Below are 20,976 nucleotides of genomic sequence, written 5' to 3' on the forward strand. Positions count from 1 at the left end.
AACAGCGCCAGGACTGTGCGCATCGGCGGCGCCTCCGGTTTCTGGGGTGACAGCAGCGTGGGCGCACCGCAACTGGTGCGCCACGGCGAGATCGATTACCTGGTGTTCGACTATCTCGCCGAGCTCACCATGTCGGTCCTCGCGGCAGCGCGCCTGCGCAAGCCGGAACTCGGCTACGCCACCGATTTCGTGACGGTGACGATGAAAAGCCTGCTCAGGGAAATCGTCGAGCGCAATATCCGCGTGGTCAGCAACGCCGGCGGCATCAACCCGCAAGGCTGTGCGCAGGCGCTGGCCGCCATCGCCGCCGAGCAAGGCATCGCCGTGCGCATAGCGGTGGTGGAGGGGGACGATGTCATGCCGCTGCTGCCCGCCTTGCGCGAAGCCGGCGTGAAGAGCATGGATGCGCAACATGGCGGGCCCTTGCCGCAAACACTGCTGAGCGCCAACGCCTATCTCGGCGCGCTGCCGATCCGGCAGGCACTGGATCAGGGCGCGCAGATCGTCATTACCGGCCGCTGCGTCGACAGCGCGGTCACGCTCGGCGTGCTGATGCACGAGTTCGGATGGCGGGCGGACGACTACGGCCATCTCGCGCAGGGCAGCCTGGCCGGCCATATCATCGAATGCGGCTGCCAGGCCACCGGCGGGCTGCATACCGATTGGGAGAGCGTGCCGGACTGGCCCAACATCGGCTATCCGATCGTGGAATGCCGCGCCGACGGCAGTTTCCTCGTTGGCAAGCCGCCCGGCACCGGCGGGCTGGTCAGCACCGCCACGGTCGGTGAGCAGATCCTCTATGAAATCGGCGACCCCGCCGCTTACCTGTTGCCCGACGTGACCTGCGATTTCACGCAGGTCACGCTGGCGCAGGCCGGTCCCGGCCTGGTGGAAGTGCGCGGCGCGCGTGGCCGCGCCCCCACCGGTACCTACAAAGTGTCGGCAACCTATGCCGACGGGTTTCGCTGCAATGCGCAGCTCACCATCGTCGGGTTCGACGCGGTGGCCAAGGCCGAACGTACCGCGCAGGCCATCCTCGCGCGCACGCGCCGGCTGTTTGCCGAACACGGCTGGGCCGACTACACCCGCACGCATATCGACGTGCTGGGCGCGGAGTCCTGTTTCGGCCCGCACGCGCAGACGCGCCACACCCGCGAGGCGATCATGCGGCTGGCGGTCATGCATCCCGAGAAGGCCGCCCTGGAACTGTTCGCCCGCGAGATCTCGGCGGCGGGGACGAGCTGGTCCGCGGGCACCACCGGGTCCGGCAGCGGCCGGCCCAGCCCGTCGCCGTCGGTCCGGCAGTACGCCTTCCTGCTCGACAAGGATGCGCTGGCGCCCAAGGTGCTGATGGACGGGGAGCGCACGCCAGTGGCGATGCCGCCGGCGGGAGCGTGCGCGGCAGGGGACGCCGCGCCGCCACCGCCCTCCACGGCGTCCGGATCCGCGCCCGTTCCTCCCGGCGGCGACCTCGTCGAAGTCCCGCTGATCCGCCTTGCCTATGGGCGCAGCGGCGACAAGGGCGATATCTCCAACATCGGCCTGATCGCCCGCCGGCCGGAGTACCTGCCGCTGCTGCGCGCCGAGGTGACCACGGCGCGCGTGGCGCAGTGGCTCGGCCACCTGGTGAAGGGCCCGGTCACGCGCTACGACCTGCCGGGCATCGACGCGATCAACCTGGTCTGCGAAGCGGCGCTCGACGGCGGTGGCATGGCATCCCTGCGCAACGACCCGCTGGGCAAGGGTATGGCGCAGATCCTGCTCGCAATGCCCGTGCGGGTGCCGAGAGGCCTGCTGCCATGAGCGAGGCGAAGCATACCGCTGCCACTTCGCTCACGGATGCCGGGCCGCAAGCGCTGCCCGAAGACGGCACCGGCGGGGTGGCGCGTTATCGGCAACTGGCCAGCGTGCTGCGCCACCGGATCGCGTCCGGCGAATGGCCGGTCGGGCACCAGTTGCCAACGGTCGAGCGACTGGCGCAGACCTACGGCATCGCCCGCGTCACGGTCAGGCAAGCCTTTGCCGTGCTGGCGGAGGAAGGCCTGGCCAGCAGCCAGCGGGGGCGCGGCACGCATGTGACCGCCTTGCCGCCGGGCCCGAGCGAAGGCATGCGGTCGGTGATCAACGACGAACTCGTCGGCGGCAGCGAGCTGGAAATCCGCATCCTGGACAAGCGCAAGGATGTCAGCCTGCCGCCCGGATTGGCCACGCGCGGCGAACCGCTGGACCGCTATGTTCGCCTGCGCAAGCTGCACCTGCACGATGGCGAGCCGTTCTGCCTGATCGAGCTATACGTGGCGGCATCTGTCTTCAGCCAGTTTCCGCGCGGCAGCGAGAAGCATCGCAAGATCGCCAGCCTGCTGCGCGAGGCGGTGGGAGAGCGGCTGGGCATGATGCACCAGACCATGACGGTGGAGCCCGCCGACTACGCGCTGGCGCGCGACCTTGCGTATGGATTCGCCGCGCCCATCGCCAAGATTGTCCGCACCACGCTCGATGTCGACGGCAAGGTGCTCACGGCGGGATGCTTCTGGTATCGCGGCGATCGCTTTATCCTCGACGTGGAATTGCCGGCCCACCTGACCGCGCGCTACCCGGCGCTGGCGGTGCCGGATAGCCGTAGTTGAAGCGCATTTTGCCGCGGGCCGGCGCCCCATGATTCGTACCGTCCGACAGATGCCGAAGGCACAAGAGACAAGAAGAAACAAGAAGAGACAAGAGACAAGAGGAGACAACATGGTTCACCCTTTCAAACGGCGGGCGATCGCCCGGCTGCTGCCGGTACTGGTGCTGGCAGCCGGTCCGGCAATCCCGGCGCGTGCGGCGGACGCCGGCGATTATCCTGTCAAGCCCGTGCGCGTGGTCGTCCCGTTCCCGGCGGGCAGCGGCACCGACAGCAGCGCGCGCTTCGTGGCCGAAGCCGTTACGGGCCAGACCAGCAAATCTGTCGTGGTGGATAACCGGCCCGGCGCCAACGGCTTTATCGCGGCCCAGGCCGTCGCTACGGCGCCCGCCGATGGCTACACCATGCTCGTGACCACCAACACCACGCACGCCGCGAACGCTTCCCTGTTCAAGAAGCTGCCCTACGATCCGATCAGGGACTTCGCGCCGGTCTCGCTGATCGCCCGCAGCGGACTGGTGCTGGTGGTGCCGCCCGACAGCCCTGTGCACACGGTGGCGGACCTGACCGCGCTGGCCAGGGCAAAGCCGGGCAAGCTCACCTTCGCCAGCGGCAGTTCCTCCACCCGCATCGCCAGCGAGCTATACAAGATGATGGCCGGCGTACAGGCGCTGCACGTGCCGTACAAGGGCGTGCCCGTGGCGCTGACCGACCTGATGGGGCATCAGGTCGATTTCATGATCTCCGACATATCGCCCGCGATGACGCTGATCCAGAGCGGAAAACTGCGTGCCGTCGCCGTGACCACAACGCAGCGCCATCCCGTGCTGAAGGACGTGCCGACCATGGCTGAGAGCGGCTTGCCCGGATATGAAATGGTGGCGTGGTCGGCGGCATTCTTTCCTGCCGCGACCCCGAAACCGGTGGTGGAGCGCATGAATCAGATGGTGCGCAAGGGGCTTACCGATTCCAGGGCCGCCGAGTATTTCGGCCGCACAGGTGGCGAGCCTGCGCCCACCACGCCGGATGAACTTGCAGCCTTCGTCCGCAGTGAGACGCAGAAGTGGGCGAAGGTGATCAAGGCAGCCGGCATTGAGCCGGAGTGAAGCGTGATTTGCAACTGCGCGGCCGCCACTGCGTGGCCGCCACTTCGACTGCAAAGGAACAGCCCGCGCTGGACCGGCGGTGCACGCCGATTATTCATCAATAAAATTGAATAACTTGTCCTGCTAATTCAGCACATCGACCCACTTCGCTCGCTTAAAGTTCAACCCATGGACGGCGCAACTAGCAAACACGACGTTCTAAATAATTCAACCAAATGGACTAGCAAGAGAAGAGATCATGACCAACGCCAAGCTCGAAGTGCTGACCCCCCAAAACAGCCAGCTGATCTTTATCGACCACCAGCCGCAGATGGCCTTCGGCGTGCAGTCGATGGACCGGCAGGCGATGAAGAACAACGTGGTGGGCCTGGCCAAGGCCGCCCGGATCTTCAACATTCCCACGGTGATTACCACGGTGGAGAGCGAGTCCTTCTCCGGCTACACCTACCCTGAACTGCTTGACGTATTCCCCGGCCAGCCGACACTGGAACGCACCTCGATGAACTCGTGGGACGACCAGAAGGTGCGCGACGCACTGGCTGCCAACGGCCGCAAGAAAGTCATTGTGGCGGGCCTGTGGACGGAGGTCTGCAACACCACCTTCGCCTTGTCCGCGATGCACGACAGCGACTACGAGATCTACATGGTGGCCGACGCTTCGGGCGGCACCAGCAAGGAAGCGCACGACTACGCCATGCAGCGCATGGTGCAGGCCGGCGTGGTACCGGTGACCTGGCAGCAGGTGCTGCTCGAATGGCAGCGCGACTGGGCCCACCGCGACAGCTATGACGCCGTGATGGAGCTGGTCAAGGAACACTCGGGCGCCTACGGCATGGGCGTGGACTACGCCTACACCATGGTGCACAAGGCAGCGCAGCGCGCCGCCACGACGCACGAATCCCTCGCGCCGGTGCCGGCGCGCTGACAGGGCGATCTGGACTCGTGTGTGTACTGCATGCGGGTGCGGGTGGCCGCAAGCAAAGCGCTGGTTCGCGCCCCTCTCCCATGAAATGGGAGAGGGGTGGAGAGGGCGGGTGCTCGCGCAAGGCGATGCACCTCGCTCTTGCTGCAGGAGAGGGGTGCTACGGCTGCGCTGAAATCAGCGCAGCGATGAACCGGCCCCGCATGAAAGCCGGCTGAACCAATGTTCTCAACAATGTTCTCAATAATCGCCGGTCAGGTACCACGCCGCCAGCCGCTCTCCGTGCAGGCGCCATCGGTGAATACGTCGCGGCGATCCGTCACCCGGGCACCGTCCCCGTAGGGATCCCGAGGTCCCATGATACTTGCGCCATCGGTGAATACGTCACGGCGATCCATCACCCGGGCACCGTCCCCATAGGGATCCCGTGGTCCCATGATATTTGCGCCATCGGTGTACTTGTCTCGCGGACCCACGCCTCCATAAGCCAGGGTCGCGCCAAAAGCCGCGCTGGTCAGCGCGAGCAGGATGACTGTCTTTAGCATGCTGCACCTCCTATTGGTGGTTGTTCCTGTGCGAGCGAGCCGCCCTCAAAGGATAGTCCCGCATGCGTGGTGCAAGCGGGGTGCAAGCGTGTTGCGGTAGACAGTTTTATTGGCCGGCTTATGACGAACGGCTATATGCGCCGATCATCGCGGGTCTGGGTGCCGCTCGAGACGCAGGTGGCGCTTTGCGTGTGGCGACAACCTGACCCACTGGGGAAATCCGATAACCTTAGCCGGCTCAGGCAGGCTTGCGATACACGACGAACCCGGATTTCTCCGCAACCTTGTCGTAGAGCTTCATCGCCGTCGCATTGGTTTCATGCGTCTGCCAGTAGACTCGCTTGGCGCCGCCGGCCTCCGCGCGCTGGTAGACCGCTTCGATCAGCGCGCGGCCCACGCCAGTGCCGCGCGCGGCCTCGGTGGTGAACAGGTCCTGCAGATAGCAACTCGGACCGATCTGGATGGTGCTGCGATGAAAGAGGTAATGCACCAGCCCGAGCAACTGCCCGGAGCGCTCCGCCACCAGGGCGTGCATGGGCTCGTAGGCGTCGAAGAAACGCGACCAGGTCATGCGGGTGATCTCGGCTGGCAGGGCGGTCTCGTCCTTGCGGCCATAGAAGGCGTTGTAGCCATCCCATAGCACCTTCCATGCTTCGAAATCGTCTGGCTCGGCGGGGCGGATCTGGATCGGGTCGGTCACGGTGTCATCCTCGGGGTCGATGTGCTGGCTTGATATATGGCTGATGTATGGCTGATGTATGGACTTGAAGCACCGGCTTGATCGCAAACAAGTGCGCGCACCGGCACTCCGTATTGTGGCCGGTGATAACTGCCCGGCGCAAGCCAAATCAAGCCATATCAAGCCATATCAAGCGGCACTAAGCCCGCTGCTCGAGGTGGGTGGCGTATACCGCGCCTTGCCGCCACGCTTGGCTTCGTAGAGCGCCATGTCGGCGCGCATGAAGAGCTCGTTCGTGGTCTGGCCGTCATCGGGGTAATGAATGGCAATGCCCACGCTGGCCGTCGCCACGATGGTATGGCCATCGATGAAATGCGCGCGCGTTGCCGCTTGCACGATGGCCTGGGCGATGCGTTCCAGCGTCGCCGTACTGAACGCGTCGTCCAGCACGATGCCGAATTCGTCGCCGCCGATCCGGGCCACCGCATCGCCCGTGCGCACGCACGCGGTCAGGCGCTCGCCGAACGCAGCCAGCAACCGGTCGCCAACGGCATGGCCATAGGTGTCGTTGATGGCCTTGAAATCGTCGACATCCACCAGCAGGAGCGCTGCGTTGACGTGGTTGGCGCTGGCGCGGGTCATGGCCTCGGCCATGCGGCGGTCGAAACCCTTGCGGTTGAGCAGGCCAGTGAGGTGATCCGTCAGCGTCTGCGCTTCCAGGCTGCGCAATTTCTGGCGCTCGATGGTCACGTTCCGCGCGAACATATACAGTCCCTGGACCGTGTCCTGGCCGTCATTCCATGCAGGCTGGTACGTGATTTCCACATACTCGGCGCCGTCCTTGCCTTCCAGGCTGAAGGTGACCGACGTGCCCTGGTAGGCCTGCTCCAGGTAAGGTTTCGATGCCATATAGGCCGGGGTGCCCCACAGTTCGCGCACCGTCAGGCCGACGATCTGCCGCACCGGCAGGCCAAACCGCTGCGCATACGCCTCGTTGACGAAGATGTAGCGCTCGTTCATGTCGATGAACGAGATGAAGTCGGGCACGTGGTTGGCAATGGCCTCGATGCGCTTCTCGCTCTCGGCGGCGCGATCCTTGGCGGCGGAGAGCGCGGCCTCCCGTTCGGATAGCTGCCGCATGACCGCGCCGAACGTGGTGGCCAGTTCGCCGATCTCGTCATTGCGGCCGGTGGGCAGCGAGGCCAGTGCGGCCGGATCCTTGGGCACCTCGCTCACCACGCGGTGCAGCAGCTCCAGGGGCGCCAGCATGCGCCGTATTGCGAGCCACATCATCAGGGCTGCCATCACGAGGGAGAGTCCCGCGGCCATGATCGTCTTGCGGCGGGCGTCGATGATGGGCGCGTAGGCTTCGCTGGCCGGCAGGACGGACACCACCTCCCAGCCATTGGATTCGAGCAGGTAACGCGCCACGACTGGTTGGGTCGGGCTGACGACTTCCCAGTCGGAACGCGGCACTTCAAGGCCGCAGGCCTCGCCGAGCGCCTTGGCCGGGGTCATCACCTTCGACGGGTCCGGGTGCATCGCGTAACGCGGGTTGGCGCCGGAGGAAACCAGGCAGTAGCTCCCGGTCAAGCCAACCCGGCTGTGCGCCAGCTGGCCAAGGAAGTTGCTTTCCGTGAAATTCAACACCCCGCCAACCACCGCGAGCAACTTCCCGTCCGGGCCGTGCAAGGGGACAGCCAGCACCACGCCGGGCGAATCGCTCATCCGCCCGCGCAGCAGGTCGGACACGGCAAACTCCGAGCCACGGATGACTTCCCGGAAATAGTCGCGGTCAGAAAGGTGGATGCGTTGCCCGGCGGGAACGGCGGTGCTGAACGCCATGTTCCCGTCGGGCCACGCCAGGAACACGGCATTGAGGGTTTCCGGGATGGAGACGGCCTGGGCCGCGAAGTGCTTCATCTCCGCGGGCGAGCGCCCCAGCATGGGCGCCAGCTGGCGAGCCAGGCGGCGCAAGGCGTTAGCCCGCGACTCGAACTTTTCATCGAGCTGTTCGGCGACGAGCTTGACCAACGTTTCTTGCTGCGCCTGCCGCAATGCCTTGAGGCTCTGGAACGCGTAATACTGGGCGAACAGCGCGCGCGCCAGGATGATGAACGTCACCACGACTGCGGTAGCCAAGGCCACCCGGTACTTTAGGGAGTGCCGCATGAGTATCTTATTCTTGGAGTTTTCGGATTATCCCGATTGCCGGCTCTTTCCGTTCCGGCTGCCCGTCCTCCACCGCGGGCGACTGACCCGGCTCGTAGGTTAGCAGAAGCGGGGTGTTAATCCCGCGTGGCCGACAGGGATACTCGGACTTGCGTGCCTTATCGGTGGCTTTCGCGAACGTAAGTGGCTTTCGGGAGCTAGAATGCGGCATTCCCCCAACAGTCAGCAGTCAGGCCGCGGCCTGCCAGCAGGAAATCCTCACCCATGACCCTCGATCCCGCACTCCGTTTCCTGCACATCGCCGGCGTCACGCTGTGGGTGGGCGGCATGTTCTTCGCCTATGTCTGCCTGCGCCCGGCCGCGGGCGCCTTGCTTGAGCCGCCGCAGCGGTTGCGCCTGTGGCGTGCGGTATTCGCACGCTTCCTGGCCTGGGTCTGGGTGGCGGTCGCGCTGATCGCCATCAGCGGCATATCCATGCTTGCCGGGGTTGGGTTCGCCGCGGCGCCCAGGCACTGGCATGCCATGTTCGGCATCGGGCTGGTCATGATCGCGATCTTTGCCTATGTGTACTTCGGCCCGTATGGCGCACTGCGCCGCGCCGTCGACGCGCAGGACTGGAAAGCCGGCGGCGCCGCGCTGGGCCGCATCCGGCAGGCCGTGGGCCTGAACCTGCTGCTCGGCGCGCTAACCATCGCGGTGGCAACGCTGGGCCGGCTGCTCGCCTGATTTCGCGCGGGACCGGCGGACCTGCCCCGGAGGCAACGGCTCAAGCGGCTTCCATCACCGCCTCGACCCGGTTCCTGCCCGCGCTCTTGGCGCGGTAGAGTGCGCGGTCGGCACGGCCAATGGCGCCATCGAGGCGCGTTTCCGTCTTGTCCAGGCAGGCCACGCCGATGCTGATGGTGAGTTCCGCAATACGCCTGCCGAAAAACCGGGCGGACACCGACCTCAGGCGCTCGGCCAGGGCCAGCGCGCCGTCCATGCCGGTACGCGGCAGCAACACCAGGAACTCCTCGCCGCCGAAGCGGCCGGGGTAGGCATGGGCCGGCAACTCGCGCTTGAGCATGGCCGAAAACTCCTTCAGCACCCGGTCACCTTCGGCATGCCCCAGGCTGTCGTTGACGCGCTTGAAGTGGTCCAGATCGATCAGCAGCAAGGCCATCTCTTCGCCATCCACCTGCATCCGCTCCAGCTCGCGCTGGCCGGCATCGTACAGCGCGCGGCGATTGAGCAACTGCGTCAGTGGATCGGTCCTGGAGAGGATGTCGAGTTCCACATGCAGGCGCCGCGTGATCACCAGCATGAAGGCGACCGACAACGCCAGGACCATGAATGTGTTGGCGCTGAGATAGAGAGTCTGGATGAGGTCGTCGGGGGCGAAGAGCGTCTGCTCGGCCAGGCCGGCGAACAGGCTGGTCCCGAATCGCGCCATCACCACCAGCGTCTGGGCGGCCATCAGGCCGCCAAAGAAGTAGGTACTGAAATGCCGCTCGCCATGGCGCAGCATCAGGACACACTGCATCGTGTAGAAGATCGACACGAAGAAAGTCGCGATGATCACCCGGGCCACATAATTCGGGGCCGCAAGCGCGAACCAGGCCAGCAGCAGGGTCGCCACCGCCGTGAGCCCGGCGGCGAGGCCGCGCGTTTGCGGCCGGCCGTAGAACGCCTGTATCGCCAGCGTCCACAGGCCAATGGCGCCGAGCAACAGCGCGTTGCCCACCACGATCGAGAGCCAGTCCGGGACGATACCCCGCAACCAGAACAGCACCGGTGTGACGACCAGGATCAGCAAGCCTGTCACCCAGTACCCGATCCCCTTGATGGTCCGCGGAAAACTGTAATAGGCCGACAGCAGGACAACCGACATCAGGGCCGACATGACCGATGAAAGGAAGACCGTCGTTCTCAGATCGATCTGGGGCATTGGCAGCGCGCGTTGTCTATCAGTGACGATCGGTAATCCTACCAAAGACTGACAGCCGGAGGTTGGGGGTCAACCCTGCCCATGTTCATGTTCATGTCCATGCCAAATGCCGCCATGGCCCCCGATGCTCAGGCCGGCTTGCTTACCATCAGCCAGTACACCACCAGCAGGCCGCCGAAGGCCGGAAAACCCAGTGCTACCCAGATCCGCTCATATAACCAGTAGCGCGCCGGAAGCGCGCGGGTGTCCGCCGCGCCGTGCGATGCCAGCGCGGCCTGCCCGGCCATATCGCGCATCCGCCATTGCAGCCACAGCACCGGCAGCCAGCAAGCACCCGCGAGCGCATAGAGCGACAGGGAAATCCACAACCAGGAGGCCGATGGCGCGTATCCCGCCGCGTGCATCATGTAAAGCCCGCTCAACGGCTGGAAGACCACCGCGGGCGCGGTGATCCAGGTGTCGGCGCGCACCACCCAGCGAGTCACCACGGCCATGGCCTGCACATTGCGGCTGCGATTGACAAAAAACATATAGAAGGCGGTGCCAAAGCCCGTGCCAAACATAAAGGTGGCGGACAAGATGTGCAGCCACTTGACGATCAGGTAAGTCATGCTTGCTCCTCGGCCCGCGCATCGGGGTCTATCTGGGGAAAGAAGACGAACCACGCCAGCATCGGCAGGTTCTTCAGGACCGGCCCGAAGGGATGCGCCCACCACGCCGGCACCAGCCAGGTGATCAGCGCGGTATAGCCAAGCACCAACGCCAGTTGCGCCGCCCACACGGCGCGCGTGGGCCGCCACAGCACCAGCAAACCTAGCGCCAGGTCCAGGCTGGCGCCGGACCAGACAAGCGGCAAGCGCCAGCCAGGCGGCAGCCCCGCATCGCGCAGCAAGGCCGCGCCGGCCGCCGGATCCGCGAAGCAGGCACAGGCGGTGCCCAGCCAGACAGCGGCAATGGCGAGCCGGGCGAGGCGCAAGTACCAGTACAGCAACGCGGGCAGCCGCTCGGCGGGTGAGGCAAAGGTGGCCGGCGCGCGCAAGGGCCGCCCGGCCAGCGCGGCGGCAGCGCGCGGGCTGCCGCTGTTGTCGGTGCGCAGCATGAGCAGGCTGTCGCCGTCGACAAGGCCGCCCGGAAGTCTCGCCAGGCCCGCCGCGCACAGGCTGGCGAGCCAGCCCGGCACGCGCAGCCACCGCGCCGGGCGCAGGCCCATGCCGGCCCTGAGGGCGCCAAGCCAGCCGGCAACCCCGAGCCGGACGGGGCCGACCGCTGGCACGGTGCGCCGGCCCGCGCAGTTCCCGCTGAGCGCATTGGCCAGCAGCGCCGCCAGGTCGTCGAGATGGATGGGCTGTACATGCCCGGCGCCTGCCGGCACCGGCAGCACGGGCAGTGCCGCCAGCCGCCGGAACAAAGTGGCGCTGCGGCCCGATGGCGCATACACCAGCGACGGCTGCACGATCAACCAGTCCAGCTTGCTGGCCCGCAAGGCATGGTCGGCCATGCCCTTGCTGCGCCAGTAAGCGGTAGCGGCATCGCGAGCCGCGCCAAGCGCGGAAAGCTGGACCACGCGGCGCACGCCAGCCTGCTCGCAAGCCAGCATCAGGGCGTGCGGCATATCCACGTGCAATGCCTGGAAGCGTTGCCGCCCGGTTTCCCGGAAGATCCCTGCCGCATTGAGGACGGCATCAACGCCGAGCAAGGCAGCGTGCCAGTGCGCCGGCGTGGTCCAGGCAGTCAGGTCGCCCGCGATGCAGTGCAGCTGGGGATGGCGCGCCAGCGCACCGGGCCGCCGCGCCAGCGCCACCACGTGATGCCCTTGGGCCAGCAAACGGATCACCAAAGCCGACCCCACCAGCCCGCTGGCCCCCGCCACCAAAATCCTCATCGCGTCACCTGTTGATTCTGTAATTTCTGTGAAAACAGAAATTACAGAACGAGTGACCGGAAGTCAAGGGATGCCGCGTGGTGGGCAGCATCCAGGCAGTATGAACGGGAGGGGTGACTCGAAGGGCGGGCGGCCTTGCCGCTCCGCGCGCGTAAGGCGAAAGGTGAAAGGCGAAAAGGCGACTCAGCCCGTCCGCGATTCCTAGGTGGGGGCGCGCCGCGCATTGCGGCGCTTGAGCGTATCGCTTGCCACGGACTCCGACAAGAACTGCCACAAAGTGCGAACCCGGATAATCCCGTCCCCCGGGCCATCATGGGTCAGGCGCTTTGCGACTTCCTCCAGCTTGCCAAACATCTCCGGGCGAAGCTGCGTGCGCAGCGCATCGACTTGCGCCGCCGGCACCACCACCTCGTCGCGGTTGCCAAACCAGCGGCGCTCGGCGAGGAACAGCAGCGCGGCCAGTATCGCCGCACCGATCCCCACGTTCTCAAAGCCGGCCAGCTGGAAGCTATTGGCGGCGAAACACAGCACGGCCACGACGGCCATCAGTGCAAAGGCAGTCCGCAGCAGGACGAAGGAGCGAGGGTGCGAAATCATGCGCGCCAGATCGCGCACCGCAGCGATTTCGTCTTGCTCCAGGATGTTGAGGACGTTGGTAGTCGAAACTTTCATTTATCTATTTGCTACTGTCTCATTGCCTTCGGCCGTTCGGGCGCGGGCCTTGGCGGCTTTGCCGAGCCCGCATCCAGCGAAAAAACCGGCAGTGTATACGTATGCCGGTTAAGGCGCTTGAATTGCGGATTTCGGCAGGATCGGGCTGCAGCAAGGAAATTGAGTGGGAATAAGCTCATGTTAGGCGCCGCCCGTGCACCGTCAATGCGCCGTTTGCCCTAGGCCGTCATACTTCCGGGCTAGGCTTGGCGCGCTGTCTTGGGGCCGTCTGCTGTGGAATAGCCGCCAGGCTGCCGTCCCGGCGCTGTGCGGAAAAAGGCGGAAAAAGGGCGGATAGAAGGAAAGATCCGTGTTCGCCGGATGTAGCTCAAGCGGCACTCCAGCCGTGGCCGGTATCTGCGCACGGCGCAGGAGTCAAGATCGTGTCACACCGCAACGTTGGGTACCCTCGGCACCTGCTGCGTCCTGATATTGAAATGCGGCTCACCGAAGGCTTCCAGCAAGCGGATGATTTGACGCGCGGAATCCGCACGCGTTGTGCGGACCTCGCTGAGCCTGCGAGGCGCGGTGGCGCCGCCAACAATATAGTGCCGCCTGACGGTCAGCACCGCCGAGCTGGGCGCCGCGACCAGGACCGGGGGCGCATCCTCGTCCTTATAGCTGCCATATATCCAGCCCGACGGCGTCAGGTGCGCCTCGACCCAGGCCTCCCGCGCCCCGAATGCCGCCGCCTCGGCCTCCACATTCCTCTCGGTTGAATCCAGCATCTGCCTCTGCCCTTCGCGTTTGAGTCAGTCATTTCCAAGGCGCGCCCACGCAACAAGTCATGCCTTGGCCAGCGCGGATGGCACAGATGCCGACCGGTGGTGAATCCCCGGCGAATTCTGATTTCGGCAGCGCAGCAACGGTACCCTGCATTAGTAGGAATCATTCCCAAACAGGGGGTGCATGTCTGCACGCAGCCCCGCCGGATCAGCCGGCGGCGGGAATCCCGGGCGGCCTCTACACGCTCCATTCCCTCCCTAAGCGTGGGGCCTACCTAAGCGGGGTAACAGCGATTGCCGCACGCCTCAATAATCCGCATCAGCAAGCGTGACCCCTTGCTAATTCCCGATAGGGTGTAGGCACTCCCCGCGCCTACACCCTTTTTTTTATCGGTAATTGCCCGCTTTACGCGATCACCTTCACGCACGGAATTAAGTCAGCATGGCAGTCCTCCCGGCTACGCGCTTTCCCTCCCTTGTGGGGGTACCGGAAATTTCGTATCGCCGGGATTTCCGAACATGCAAAGGGAGGGCGGAAGAATTAGCCGCAACGCAAGAAATCACTTCGCGCCCGCAAAGAAGATTCCGGACAACGCAGCGAATATGCAATGAAAAGCCGAAGCAAAGAAAGCGAACAAAAACCCCGGAAAACGGCGGAATTTTTCACTATGAAGACAAGCCGAATTCTTTCGCATTACAGCTTCTGATGGCATCCCTCCCTTTGTCGGGTCCACTCTTAAGTAGGGATAGAAAACACGGCAAAAACGGCCCCGCAGCCTTGAAGACAGACCCCCATGAGCCATACACTTCGCCGGGCTCAACGTAGTGATGCAGTGCAAGGAAAAAAGCGCACGCACCACGAAGTCATCGCCGTGAAGTTCATCTCCGCCCGGCATACCCAAGTAGCGGAAAGGCACCGACGTGTGTCATGTTGGACAAACGGCTTCGTCGCAGCAATCCCCGGCCAGGAGACGGGCGGGAGTGCGGACCTTTCGGGTATCAAGGGAATTATCAAGACGTGTTCAAGCTTTCAAGCATTCTGTCTTTCCGTAAAGCGGTACTGTTGCTGGGGATGGTTCCGTTGCTGGCATCCTGCGCATTGGCGCCGGGGATGCGCTTCGATCCACAGCGCCCGCTCGATCCGGAAGATCCGAATACCGTACCCAAAGTCACCCCCATCACGCCCGCCCTGGTGCGCGCGATGAAGGCCGCCGCCACGCCGGCCAACGCGGCGGTAAGCGAACTGTTTGGCACCCCGGAGCCCTATACGGTAGGCATCGGTGACATCCTCTCCATCGTTGTGTGGGATCACCCCGAACTCGTGTTCCCCACCCAGACCTACTCCATTGGATCCGCGTACGAGATTCCCAACTACAGTGGCGCAGCCAACGTACCGGGATACGTCGTCAGCCCCGCCGGCACCATCCAGTTTCCGTACGCAGGCGTGCTCACCGTTCTCGGCAGAACGCCGGACCAGATCCGTGGCGAGCTCAGCAAGCAATTGAAGGGCGTCGTCAACATGCCCCAGGTGACCGTGCGCGTGCTCGCCTTCCGTAGCAAGCGCGTGTACCTGGATGGCGAAGTGAAGACCCCGGGCCCGCAAAATATCGACGACGTGCCGATGACGCTGGTTGAAGCACTCAATCGCGCCGGCGGCGTCAATGTGACCACTGGCGACAACAGCCGCATTCGCATTGCCCGTAGCGGCAAGAACTACTATGTCGACCTGCCCGCGCTCCTGCAACAGGGCATCGACCCCGCCCGCGTCATGCTGCGCAACGGCGACATCGTGCGAGTGGAACAGCGCGAAGACAGCAAGGTGTTTGTCACCGGCGAAGTGCTGCGGCCATCCACGATTCTGCCGCGCAATGGCCGCCTCACGCTGAATGAAGCGATTGGCGAAGCCGGCGGCGTCAATCCCACCTCCGCCGATGCGAAAGAACTCTACGTGATTCGCAAGAACGTGGACGGCGAAGCTGAAGTCTTCCACCTCGACGGAAAGTCGCCCGTGTCACTGGCGCTGGCCGAATCGTTCGAACTGAAACCCAAGGACGTCGTGTATGTCGACGCAGCCGGTGTAGTCCGCTGGAGCCGCGTGATCAACCAGTTGCTCCCGAGCGGCAACTTCTTCAACTCCACTGCGAACACGATCAAATGATCAAGACCGTGCTCGTAGTGTGCATAGGCAACATTTGCCGCAGCCCGATGGCGGAAGCGCTGCTTAAGCAAGCGCTGCCCGAGGCGAATGTCGTGTCGGCCGGGTTGGGCGCGCTGGTTGGCCAACCAGCCGATCCGCACGCGGTTGCATTGGTGAGTGGCCTGGGCCTGGACATTAGCGGCCACCGCGCGCGCCAGCTCAACCGCGCAATCGCCACGCAAGCCGATTTGATCCTGGTGATGGACAACCCGCAAAAGCAGGAGATCCAGCGACAGTATCCGGCAACGACGGGGCGGGTATTCCGGCTTGGCGAACTCGCCAGGTTCGACGTGCCGGACCCATATCGCGAGGCGCTCCCCGCCTTTGAGAACGCGCTGCAGTTGATCCAGCGCGGCGTGGAAGTTTGGGTGCCCCGCATCCAGGCCCTCCGTTAACAGTATTTGTAGTAGAGCTTATGAATCAGAATCCTCCCCCAGTTGCTGTTGCCGGATCGCAGGACGATGAGTTTGATCTCATTCGTTATCTGGATGTGTTGATAGCCAACCGCTGGCTGATCGCGACGATTGCCGCCGTAGCATTGGCGCTTGGTGTTGCTTACGCCTTCTTGGCGCGGCCGGTTTACCAGGCAGACATCTTGGTGCAGGTGGAAGATAGCCCTAACAGCGCGAAGAGCTTGCTGGGGGATGTCTCCAGTCTGTTCGAGGTAAAGGCTGAGGCGACTGCAGAAATAGAAATCCTTCGATCGCGCATGGTGGTAGGAAAGGCGGTAGATAACCTCCAACTCTATATATATGCCAAGCCAAAGTACGTGCCATTTGTTGGTGCGTGGATTGCCAGTCGCGCGAAAGGCTTATCCGATCCGGGTTTGCTGGGCATTGGTGGCTATGCTTGGGCGAAGGAATCTATCAAGGTCGACCAGTTCGATGTGCCAGAATCGCTGGAAGGCGAGAAGTTCAGTCTGAAGGCACTCGGCGATGGTCGTTACCGGCTGGAACAGGATAGTCTCGACAGACCGCTCGAGGGCCGGGTAGGCGAACTACTGCAAGTGAATCAGAACGCAGGGAGTTTTTCCCTCTTGGTCACCGATCTCAAGGCCAAGCCAGGCATTGTTTTTAATTTGGTGCGGGCGTCGCGTCTGCGAACGCTGGAGAGGCTCCAGAGTCAACTTAAGATCGCCGAGAAAGGTAAACAGAGCGGAATTATCGGCGCCTCGCTAGAGGGCACCGATCCCAAGCTCACTGCGAGAATTCTGAATGATATTGGTGAGGAGTATGTCGCTCAGAACATCAAGCGCAAAGCAGCAGAAGCCGAGAAATCCTTAGTCTTCCTCGGCGACCTGTTGCCCCAGCTTAAGGCCGAGCTTGAGCGTGCTGAGGTGAAGTACAACGAGATGCGCAACAAGCGCAACACCTTTAACCTGAGCGAAGAAGGCAAGGCCTTCCTTCAGGAGAGCGTTACTGCTGAAACCAGCCTGCTCGAACTGAAGCAAAAGCGTACTGAATTGCTGACCCGCTTTACGGTAACGCACCCGGGCGTCCAGGCACTAGATCAACAGATTGCCACGCTAAATGCAAAAGTGGGGTCCATGGCCGCACGGATGAAGACGTTCCCCAACGTGGAACAGGACACACTACGTTTGATGCGCGACGTACAGGTCAACAACGACCTCTACGTAGGCCTACTTAACAATATGCAGCAGCTCAAGCTGGTGAAAGCAGGCAAGGTCGGAACCGTTCGTCTGCTAGACAATGCGCCAGTTCCAGAGGAGCCAATCAAGCCTAAGAAAGGCATCGCGATCATACTGGCTGTTGTCTTTGGGCTCTTTGTAGGAGTGGTCGCGGCGTTTGTACGCGCCTCACTCTATGGCGGCATTACTGACTCACAGGACATTGAGCAGCATACGGGCCTGAACGTGTACGCGACGGTGCCATTATCGGCGGAGCAAGCCGCCCTTACCGAAACCATGCGGCAGCGCAAGCGCGGTAATTTCGTGTTGGCGGATCTTTTTCCCAATGAGCCGTCTATCGAAAGCCTTCGTAGCCTGCGCACCGCTCTGCAGTTCGCCATGCTGGACGCAGACAATAACCGAGTTTTGCTGACGGGCCCCACACCTGGTGTGGGCAAATCATTCATTTCAGCAAACCTTTCGGTGGTCATGGCCTCGGGCGGTAAGCGTGTACTGCTGTTGGACGCGGATATGCGAAAGGGCCACCTAAATCAGTACTTTGGCAAAGATCGAGCTCACGGTCTGTCCGATGTCCTCGTGGGCAAAACCACATTCGATCAAGCAGTGCATCGCAATGTCGTTGAGAATTTGGACTTCCTGAGCACAGGGGGCCTGCCGCCGAATCCTGCGGAATTGTTGCTCAACGAGCGTATGGTCAAGTTGTTGCAAGACGTGGGCGAACAATACGATCTGGTACTGATCGATACACCACCGGTACTCGCAGTATCAGACACGGCGATCCTGGCCGCCCGTTGTGGCACCGTCTTCCTTGTAACGCGTTTCGAGAAAACGACGATCGGCGAGGTAGAGGAGTCGGCCAAACAATTGCGTCAGGCTAATGCCGATGTGAATGGCGTTGTATTTAACGGCTTGGATCCCAATGCATATCGCTACGGGTACGGCTCGAAGTATGGGCGATATCGGTACGCTTACTATGGCTATTCGAACGAGTCGAGCCAAGTGCAAGGTTAGAGCTGCATTTACGTGGCGCCCGCTCGGCGGCGTGCTCCAGTCGGCGAAGGGAGTGGAAATTGGTGCGAAAGCTAGCGAGTGCGGCATAGACCTCCAGGTAAAACGCGATTAGGGCGTAGTGTCAACTCCTTGTTGTGCTCTCTCGAATTCAAATTCGGACGTGTGTACCTGCAATATCGGAACAAGCTGCCACAGTGAAGCCCATTCACTGTGGAGGGAGCCACTTGCACAGGCTGCGGCATGGAAGTGTGGGCCGAGCTAGGGCCGCTCTGATTCACTCAATTTTGGCTTGTCTTGATCTCTGCGGAAGGTCAAGAGCGTATTTGAGCCGCGCTCTATAGCGAAAGCTTGCTGAATACGAGTCTTGGGGTAGCGATTTGAACTTTGTGACTCGAAATGGCGGTTTTTTAAGCCGAAAGACCGCAAAAAAAATGATCTCAAAGAGGAAGTAACTAAAAATGGATCTCAGCCAAAAAAACATCGCCATCATCGGCTTGGGTTACGTCGGCCTGCCATTGGCCATCGAATTTGGCAAGCGACGCTCGGTCACCGGCTTCGACGTCAATCCAACACGTATTGCAGAGTTGCAACACGGGCGGGACAATACCTTGGAATGCAGTGCTGAAGACTTGCGCGCCGCCACGAATTTGAGTTTCAGCAGTCAAGCGAGCGACCTCAAGGCGTGTCAAATCTTCATCGTCACGGTTCCGACGCCGGTGGATCAAGCCAATCGCCCCGACATGACTCCTCTCGTGAAGGCAAGCGAAACCGTTGGCAAGTTTATGCCCCAGGGCGCCATTGTCATTTACGAATCGACGGTCTACCCGGGTGCCACCGAATCAGTGTGCGTGCCTGTGCTCGAAAAATTCAGTGGCAAGAAATTTAATGTGGATTTCTTCTGCGGATACAGCCCCGAGCGCATTAATCCCGGCGATAAGGAGCACCGCTTGCCCTCCATCAAGAAAGTCACCAGCGGTAGCACGCCGGAGGTGGCCGACGCCGTGGACCATCTCTATGGGGAAATCATAGTTGCCGGCACCCACAAGGCAAGTAGCATCAAGGTAGCAGAGGCTGCCAAGGTGATTGAAAACACCCAGCGCGACGTCAACATCGCACTGATGAATGAACTCAGTCTGATCTTTCATAGACTGGAGATCGATACAGTAGAAGTGCTGCAAGCTGCCGGGACCAAGTGGAACTTTCTACCCTTCCGTCCTGGCCTAGTGGGCGGTCACTGTATTGGCGTGGACCCCTATTACCTGACCCATAAAGCCCAGGAGGTGGGGTATCACCCCGAGGTCATCCTGGCTGGCCGGCGCATCAACGACAATATGGCCAGCCACGTGGCAGCCGAAACCATCAAGCTCATGCTACGCAAGGGCTTGCCTGTGCTCGGTAGCAAGGTACTAGTCCTAGGCCTTGCCTTCAAAGAAAACTGCCCGGACGTGCGCAATACCAAGGTGGTAGATATCGTACGGACCCTGCAGGGCTACAACACCCAAGTGGATGTGTACGACCCGTGGATCAACGTAGAAGAAGCCGAACATGAATACGGTTTGAAATGCTTGGTCGACATGCCCACTTTTGGCCAGTACGCCGCCATTGTGCTGGCCGTGGGCCATCAGCAGTTCCTGGCGCTCGGTGAGCAGAGCATCAAGGCCTTCGGTCAGCCCGGCGCCGTGCTGTATGACGTGAAAAGCGTCCTGCCGCTTGGTGCCGCCGATGGCCGCCTTTAAATACGTGGAGCGTTTGGGACCTGCAGCATGACCGGAATTATTACTAAGCCTAGCACGTATCACTTGCTCAAAGAGCGCCTAGCCAACGAGCGCTATACCTGGCTGATAACAGGCGTGGCCGGCTTTATCGGCAGCAACCTATTGGAAACGCTGCTTAAGTTGAACCAGTGTGTTGTCGGCCTTGATAACTTTACCACTGGCTTTCAGCACAATTTGGACGAGGTGAAAGGCCTGACTACGCCACAGCAATGGACTCGATTCACATTTATGGAGGGTGACATCCGTAAGCTGGAGGATTGCCAGCGTGCTTGCTCTGGGGTTGACTTCGTTTTGCACCAAGCTGCCTTGGGCAGCGTGCCTCGTAGCCTGGCAGATCCCATCACCACCAATAGCGCGAATATCACTGGCTTTTTGAACATGCTGGCCGCCGCGCGCGAGGCACAGGTGAATAGCTTTACGTACGCCGCCAGCAGCAGCACCTATGGTGATCACCGGGCCTTACCTAAAGTGGAAGAAAATATTGGAAAGCCTCTCAGCCCCTACGCTGTAACGAAATATGTAAACGAGCTCTACGCAGAGGTATTCGCTCGTTGCTACGGCTTCAATACCATCGGGCTTCGCTATTTTAATGTATTTGGCAAGCGCCAAAACCCAAACGGAGCTTACGCAGCGGTCATACCTAAGTGGATAGCATCACTGCTTAACAGTGAAACGGTCTACATAAATGGCGATGGCGAAACCAGCCGTGACTTTACATATGTAGAAAATGCAGTTCAGGCTAACTTACTGGCGGCCACGTCAAGAGAAGATGCCCGTAACCACGTCTACAACATGGCTGTTGGTGAACGTACCACGCTCAATACTCTATTCAGCCTGCTTCGAGACAATCTAGTGCGACACGGTGTTCCCCTTTATACGGAGCCGGTTTACCGGGATTTCAGGGCCGGCGATATACGGCACAGCCTGGCCGATGTCCGGAAAGGGCAAGAACTGCTGGGCTATGCCCCCACACATCGACTGGCCGAGGGGATCGCCGAGGCGATGCCTTGGTATGTCGACTTCGTGCGAGCACAGTAATTGAGTGAGGCGGCA

The 20,976-nt window shown here is 62.1% G+C and carries 18 protein-coding genes; 10 read left to right on the top strand and 8 right to left on the bottom strand.

The features are described from left to right. The 4 genes from CF70_RS26765 to CF70_RS26780 form a co-directional block, all read left to right on the top strand. Nucleotides 1-1,803, top strand: a 1,803-nt coding sequence (locus CF70_RS26765) for an acyclic terpene utilization AtuA family protein (RefSeq protein WP_414629479.1), incomplete at its 5' end; no start/stop codon positions are given. After that, nucleotides 1,800-2,627 carry a GntR family transcriptional regulator gene (locus tag CF70_RS26770; protein ID WP_035872097.1) on the top strand — a complete coding sequence of 276 codons (828 nt, stop codon included), beginning with the start codon at nucleotides 1,800-1,802 and terminating at the stop codon, nucleotides 2,625-2,627. The genes CF70_RS26765 and CF70_RS26770, both read left to right, overlap by 4 nt. A 109-nt stretch (nucleotides 2,628-2,736) precedes the next feature. Next, entirely contained in the window at nucleotides 2,737-3,729 is a 993-nt protein-coding gene (locus CF70_RS26775; protein ID WP_035872098.1) for a Bug family tripartite tricarboxylate transporter substrate binding protein, read from the top strand. A gap of 238 nt (nucleotides 3,730-3,967) precedes the next feature. Beyond that, a complete protein-coding gene (locus CF70_RS26780) occupies nucleotides 3,968-4,654 on the top strand; it encodes a hydrolase (protein WP_035872100.1) in 687 nt (228 codons plus the stop codon). A 251-nt stretch (nucleotides 4,655-4,905) separates the two neighbouring features. Here the strand turns inward: CF70_RS26780 and CF70_RS26785 are convergent, their stop codons facing one another. The 3 genes from CF70_RS26785 to CF70_RS26795 all read right to left on the bottom strand — a co-directional run bounded on the left by CF70_RS26785 (nucleotide 4,906) and on the right by CF70_RS26795 (nucleotide 8,047). Then, nucleotides 4,906-5,196 (bottom strand): hypothetical protein, encoded by a 291-nt coding sequence (locus tag CF70_RS26785; protein ID WP_035872102.1) that lies wholly within the window; start codon nucleotides 5,194-5,196, stop codon nucleotides 4,906-4,908. A 238-nt stretch (nucleotides 5,197-5,434) separates the two neighbouring features. Further along, a complete protein-coding gene (locus CF70_RS26790) occupies nucleotides 5,435-5,896 on the bottom strand; it encodes a GNAT family N-acetyltransferase (protein WP_035872106.1) in 462 nt (153 codons plus the stop codon). Nucleotides 5,897-6,064: 168 nt separating this feature from the next. Continuing rightward, nucleotides 6,065-8,047 carry a sensor domain-containing diguanylate cyclase gene (locus CF70_RS26795; RefSeq protein WP_035872110.1) on the bottom strand — a complete coding sequence of 661 codons (1,983 nt, stop codon included), beginning with the start codon at nucleotides 8,045-8,047 and terminating at the stop codon, nucleotides 6,065-6,067. Between the two features lie 264 nt (nucleotides 8,048-8,311). Here CF70_RS26795 and CF70_RS26800 point away from each other — a divergent pair, with 264 nt between their 5' ends. Continuing rightward, on the top strand, nucleotides 8,312-8,773 hold the full coding sequence (locus CF70_RS26800) for a CopD family protein (RefSeq protein ID WP_035872121.1): 462 nt from the start codon (nucleotides 8,312-8,314) through the stop codon (nucleotides 8,771-8,773). 40 nt (nucleotides 8,774-8,813) lie between these two features. Here CF70_RS26800 and CF70_RS26805 read toward each other — a convergent pair whose 3' ends face one another. From CF70_RS26805 to CF70_RS26825, 5 genes are all read right to left on the bottom strand, one after another. Continuing rightward, the gene (locus tag CF70_RS26805) at nucleotides 8,814-9,974 is read right to left on the bottom strand and encodes a GGDEF domain-containing protein (RefSeq protein ID WP_035872126.1); all 1,161 of its coding nucleotides are present in this window, start codon (nucleotides 9,972-9,974) and stop codon (nucleotides 8,814-8,816) included. A gap of 128 nt (nucleotides 9,975-10,102) precedes the next feature. Continuing rightward, nucleotides 10,103-10,585, bottom strand: coding sequence for a DUF2269 family protein (locus CF70_RS26810; protein WP_035872129.1), 483 nt, complete (start codon nucleotides 10,583-10,585; stop codon nucleotides 10,103-10,105). After that, nucleotides 10,582-11,856: an SDR family oxidoreductase gene (locus CF70_RS26815; protein ID WP_035872132.1), complete on the bottom strand. Its 1,275-nt coding sequence runs from the start codon at nucleotides 11,854-11,856 to the stop codon at nucleotides 10,582-10,584. The genes CF70_RS26810 and CF70_RS26815 overlap by 4 nt, the downstream gene beginning before the upstream one ends. A gap of 201 nt (nucleotides 11,857-12,057) precedes the next feature. Further along, nucleotides 12,058-12,528: a hypothetical protein gene (locus tag CF70_RS26820; protein ID WP_035872135.1), complete on the bottom strand. Its 471-nt coding sequence runs from the start codon at nucleotides 12,526-12,528 to the stop codon at nucleotides 12,058-12,060. A 425-nt stretch (nucleotides 12,529-12,953) separates the two neighbouring features. Next, nucleotides 12,954-13,295, bottom strand: a complete 342-nt coding sequence (locus CF70_RS26825; protein ID WP_051649067.1) for a hypothetical protein — start codon at nucleotides 13,293-13,295, stop codon at nucleotides 12,954-12,956. A gap of 1,015 nt (nucleotides 13,296-14,310) precedes the next feature. Between CF70_RS26825 and CF70_RS26830 the strand changes: the two genes are divergently transcribed. The 5 genes from CF70_RS26830 (at nucleotide 14,311) to CF70_RS26850 (ending at nucleotide 20,961) form a co-directional block, all read left to right on the top strand. Beyond that, nucleotides 14,311-15,450, top strand: a complete 1,140-nt coding sequence (locus CF70_RS26830; protein WP_035872143.1) for a polysaccharide biosynthesis/export family protein — start codon at nucleotides 14,311-14,313, stop codon at nucleotides 15,448-15,450. Continuing rightward, complete coding sequence (locus CF70_RS26835; protein ID WP_035872148.1) at nucleotides 15,447-15,884, top strand: low molecular weight protein-tyrosine-phosphatase; 438 nt, start codon at nucleotides 15,447-15,449, stop codon at nucleotides 15,882-15,884. Before CF70_RS26830 ends, CF70_RS26835 begins: the two co-directional genes overlap by 4 nt. 20 nt (nucleotides 15,885-15,904) lie before the next feature. Further along, nucleotides 15,905-18,148: a polysaccharide biosynthesis tyrosine autokinase gene (locus CF70_RS26840; protein ID WP_035872150.1), complete on the top strand. Its 2,244-nt coding sequence runs from the start codon at nucleotides 15,905-15,907 to the stop codon at nucleotides 18,146-18,148. 458 nt (nucleotides 18,149-18,606) lie between these two features. Then, complete coding sequence (tviB, locus tag CF70_RS26845) at nucleotides 18,607-19,884, top strand: Vi polysaccharide biosynthesis UDP-N-acetylglucosamine C-6 dehydrogenase TviB (protein ID WP_035872152.1); 1,278 nt, start codon at nucleotides 18,607-18,609, stop codon at nucleotides 19,882-19,884. Between the two features lie 27 nt (nucleotides 19,885-19,911). Continuing rightward, nucleotides 19,912-20,961, top strand: a complete 1,050-nt coding sequence (locus CF70_RS26850; protein WP_035872154.1) for an NAD-dependent epimerase/dehydratase family protein — start codon at nucleotides 19,912-19,914, stop codon at nucleotides 20,959-20,961. Nucleotides 20,962-20,976: the final 15 nt, after the last annotated feature.

The sequence above is a fragment of the Cupriavidus sp. SK-3 genome (assembly GCF_000611145.1).
GTDB lineage: Bacteria > Pseudomonadota > Gammaproteobacteria > Burkholderiales > Burkholderiaceae > Cupriavidus.

Excerpts from the sequence above, each read along its gene's own strand:
- CF70_RS26770 (WP_035872097.1), top strand. The coding sequence starts at position 1,800 with ATGAGCGAGGCGAAGCATACCGCTGCCACTTCGCTCACGGATGCCGGG.
- CF70_RS26775 (WP_035872098.1), top strand. The coding sequence starts at position 2,737 with ATGGTTCACCCTTTCAAACGGCGGGCGATCGCCCGGCTGCTGCCGGTA.
- CF70_RS26780 (WP_035872100.1), top strand. The coding sequence starts at position 3,968 with ATGACCAACGCCAAGCTCGAAGTGCTGACCCCCCAAAACAGCCAGCTG.
- CF70_RS26785 (WP_035872102.1), bottom strand. The coding sequence starts at position 5,196 with ATGCTAAAGACAGTCATCCTGCTCGCGCTGACCAGCGCGGCTTTTGGC.
- CF70_RS26795 (WP_035872110.1), bottom strand. The coding sequence starts at position 8,047 with ATGCGGCACTCCCTAAAGTACCGGGTGGCCTTGGCTACCGCAGTCGTG.
- CF70_RS26800 (WP_035872121.1), top strand. The coding sequence starts at position 8,312 with ATGACCCTCGATCCCGCACTCCGTTTCCTGCACATCGCCGGCGTCACG.
- CF70_RS26805 (WP_035872126.1), bottom strand. The coding sequence starts at position 9,974 with ATGCCCCAGATCGATCTGAGAACGACGGTCTTCCTTTCATCGGTCATG.
- CF70_RS26810 (WP_035872129.1), bottom strand. The coding sequence starts at position 10,585 with ATGACTTACCTGATCGTCAAGTGGCTGCACATCTTGTCCGCCACCTTT.
- CF70_RS26815 (WP_035872132.1), bottom strand. The coding sequence starts at position 11,856 with ATGAGGATTTTGGTGGCGGGGGCCAGCGGGCTGGTGGGGTCGGCTTTG.
- CF70_RS26820 (WP_035872135.1), bottom strand. The coding sequence starts at position 12,528 with ATGAAAGTTTCGACTACCAACGTCCTCAACATCCTGGAGCAAGACGAA.
- CF70_RS26825 (WP_051649067.1), bottom strand. The coding sequence starts at position 13,295 with ATGCTGGATTCAACCGAGAGGAATGTGGAGGCCGAGGCGGCGGCATTC.
- CF70_RS26835 (WP_035872148.1), top strand. The coding sequence starts at position 15,447 with ATGATCAAGACCGTGCTCGTAGTGTGCATAGGCAACATTTGCCGCAGC.
- CF70_RS26840 (WP_035872150.1), top strand. The coding sequence starts at position 15,905 with ATGAATCAGAATCCTCCCCCAGTTGCTGTTGCCGGATCGCAGGACGAT.
- tviB (WP_035872152.1), top strand. The coding sequence starts at position 18,607 with ATGGATCTCAGCCAAAAAAACATCGCCATCATCGGCTTGGGTTACGTC.
- CF70_RS26850 (WP_035872154.1), top strand. The coding sequence starts at position 19,912 with ATGACCGGAATTATTACTAAGCCTAGCACGTATCACTTGCTCAAAGAG.